General features: G+C 50.9%; 6 protein-coding genes. All 6 read right to left on the reverse strand.

Translation table 11 applies throughout. From position 1 onward, the window contains the following. Nucleotides 1-108: 108 nt before the first annotated feature. Nucleotides 109-306, reverse strand: coding sequence for a hypothetical protein (locus ABD892_RS11140; RefSeq protein ID WP_345195724.1), 198 nt, complete (start codon nt 304-306; stop codon nt 109-111). Continuing rightward, on the reverse strand, nt 303-764 hold the full coding sequence (locus ABD892_RS11145; protein ID WP_345195725.1) for a hypothetical protein: 462 nt from the start codon (nt 762-764) through the stop codon (nt 303-305). Before ABD892_RS11145 ends, ABD892_RS11140 begins: the two co-directional genes overlap by 4 nt. Next, complete coding sequence (locus ABD892_RS11150) at nt 739-1,086, reverse strand: hypothetical protein (RefSeq protein WP_345195727.1); 348 nt, start codon at nt 1,084-1,086, stop codon at nt 739-741. The genes ABD892_RS11145 and ABD892_RS11150 overlap by 26 nt, the downstream gene beginning before the upstream one ends. 107 nt (nt 1,087-1,193) lie before the next feature. Further along, on the reverse strand, nt 1,194-1,652 hold the full coding sequence (locus ABD892_RS11155; RefSeq protein ID WP_345195729.1) for a hypothetical protein: 459 nt from the start codon (nt 1,650-1,652) through the stop codon (nt 1,194-1,196). A 51-nt stretch (nt 1,653-1,703) separates the two neighbouring features. Then, the gene (locus tag ABD892_RS11160) at nt 1,704-2,546 is read right to left on the reverse strand and encodes a hypothetical protein (RefSeq protein ID WP_345195730.1); all 843 of its coding nucleotides are present in this window, start codon (nt 2,544-2,546) and stop codon (nt 1,704-1,706) included. Then, a partial coding sequence (locus ABD892_RS11165) for a hypothetical protein (RefSeq protein WP_345195731.1) occupies nt 2,543-2,764 on the reverse strand: 222 nt, incomplete at its 5' end. The genes ABD892_RS11165 and ABD892_RS11160, both read right to left, overlap by 4 nt.

A 2,764-nucleotide genomic window follows, 5' to 3' on the forward strand; every position in this document is an offset into this window, starting at 1 on the left:
TTCAGTGGATCAAGACGGCCACGGTCGAGGCGGACATTGTGTGCCTCAACCGCCATGGCATCACCCAGTTTCTTGGGCGACACCTTGGGGGCGATACCGGCAAACGACTCAATCTTGAGCTGTGCCATCAACCGCTTCCTTCACCTTCTTGAACAACACATCGTCGTGAGGCGTCTTGGTTGACTTGACGATCAGTTCAGCGGCGTACAGCAGGAACCAACGGAGCATCGGCCCTGTCGTGATCTTGGTGATAATGCTGGTGATGGCGTATTTCAAACCCGCCAGTAAAGCGTGTGGGATACTCATAGCACGAACCTTCCGTAGTTGTGTTCAAATTCCTCGGTAGTTCCTTTGCCGAGGGCCGAGTTGTAGAAATTCTTCCAGTAGGTCGCCAGTCCTGCGATGTCGTGGTGTTTCGGCAGCGCATAAGGCACACGGAAATAATGAATACGTGCCATGGCAGTGGCATAGGCCAGGTTCCATTTCAACTGCTCATGCCGGTTGAAGCCGGGGCATAACAGCTTTTCGACCTTGGCGGCTAACTGGGGGCGATGCTTGAGGTAGTGGTTCCAGATGTCATCGTGGGTGGCCGGTTCCATCTGATAAATGCCGAGTGCAGGACCCTTGATCTGCTTGAGCCAGCGTCCCATGTGTGATTCCTGGGCAGCGGTACCCAGCAGCAAACGACGTGCGGCAGGCGTATCGAGTTCGAGGTGCTTGAGGGTCGGTACAATGACCTCAGTCAGAAGATGTTTTGCTTCCATTTTTGATCTTTTCCCTGACCAGAAACTTGATGTCGTCCTGCATATCCTTGAGGGGGATTCTGATTCGCTCCTCAAGGTCTTTAATCTGCTGTTTAACCTCTCCCGTTCTGCTTTTAAAAGCGGCTTCAAGCCGCTCGTCCTCCCGCTTCCGCTCCAGTTCTTCCTTGGCTATGGCCTCACGGTTCTCAACGACATCCTTCTTGGTGTTCTCCACGTCACCGAGGAAATACGCGGAGGCGTAGAGCATAATGGCAGCGCCGGTTAAGATCGGACTTAATGCCTGTATTACCTGTCCAAGTGAAACGTCGTTTGTGAAGCGCATCCTGCGAAAACCTGAATAATAGCCATGCTAATATTTTACAGGTATGGGTAAAGCGTGTCACGGAGACGTATAAAATATCCCTCGGCTTTCGTGGTCCCCAATGCTGGTTAGTGAAGGAATAGAGACACTACCCCAAAAGTACCGCTTGTCGGAATACCGAATGGATTTCCTGGGAACGTAAACCAATCCGTCATGTTGGAAGTTGAGGTACTTGTTATACCTTCTATTTGCATTGTTAATTTGGTACTACCGGAGCCATTGATATTGACGTATGTAAGGTTATTTGTTGTATGATAATAAAGGCTGCTTACTGTTTTGTTTCCTTTATTTGTTGGGACAGAAGCGGGAGCCATAGAACCAAAAGCAGGGAACCCTGAATAACCGTATGCCGGACTGGAGAAGCCAACAGTTACGACAGATATATAGTTAATTGCTGTATAAACCTCCTTCGCAACACCACCAACATTCAACAGTACCTTGCTGACTTCTTTCGCCTGTCCCCCAACATTGACCCTTAACCCCGTTACTTCTTTTTTACTCCCCCCGACATTCGTTTTGATAGCCATAGCAGTAATCTCCTATGCGAAAACATACTGCTATACATCATGTTTTATACGTTAAGTTCTGGCCCCATAAATGGTGCCGAGGTTTTCCCAGATAATGTTTGCATCCCCCACAACAGCTTTACCGGCAGCGCCACCTAAACCACGACGAGTTGACCCCCAACCGCTATGTCCTGTTTTTGCACCCCCAGTACCACCATTAGCCCCAAGGCCACCTCCGGAGGCTCCTGCACCAGCGTAGGCAAGTCCCGATACGTTCCCTCCTGCACCACCGCCACCAGACGACGTTAGCGATCCTGAACCACCTGGTTTCCCCCCAGTACTCCCAGAACCAGTGGCTGCTCCTCCCACACCATACGGTCGCCCCCCACCGCCGCTACCCCCATACGCAGTTGTTGACCCTGTGGCAGTTGCACCGCCGCCACCGCCGCCACCACCGCCAGCAATTACTCCTTGGTTTGAGACGATAAGTTTCCCTGCCGCTGTACTATCAACAACAAAAGCATCGCCGCCGCGAGTACCATCCGAGGCTTGTCTACCACCATTACCACCTCTACCTAAGACATGCACCCCTGCCGCAATATTTAACCTTACCTTTCTAAAAGCTGTTAAGTCGCCGGTACTGATAGCATAAACACTGTATGTATCAGCGATCCTGTTGCCAGTCACTGTTATATCTATCTCACCAGAGGTGTAGCCTTGCCCGTTAAGCCATGTCTGAAGATTTACTGTGCCTCCTTCCCCCAATGACAAATAACGAACAGAGGTATAAATCTCCTTAGCAACTCCACCAACATTCAACAATACCTTGCTGGCCTCTTTCGCCTGCCCACCAACATTAACCCTAAGTCCAGCAACATCCTTGGCTGAACCCGCCAGATTAAACATAATACTCATTCGTAGATTACCCAGAGATCGCCATTCGCCCAGTCACCGGCACCCGGCTCGACTGTTGAGACATGAATCCTGCGCTTCTGGTCTGCAAGCAAGGTACCTTCTTTTGAGTTCGCTGTTGACTGCGCTGTAGCCGCAGCAGCATCAGCCAGATTCGCCTGATACAAAGCATCTGACGCCTGATCATTTGCATCTACCGCTTTTGAGTACGCCGTTGCGAC

The organism is Kistimonas scapharcae (assembly GCF_039540975.1).
Lineage (GTDB): Bacteria > Pseudomonadota > Gammaproteobacteria > Pseudomonadales > Endozoicomonadaceae > Kistimonas > Kistimonas scapharcae.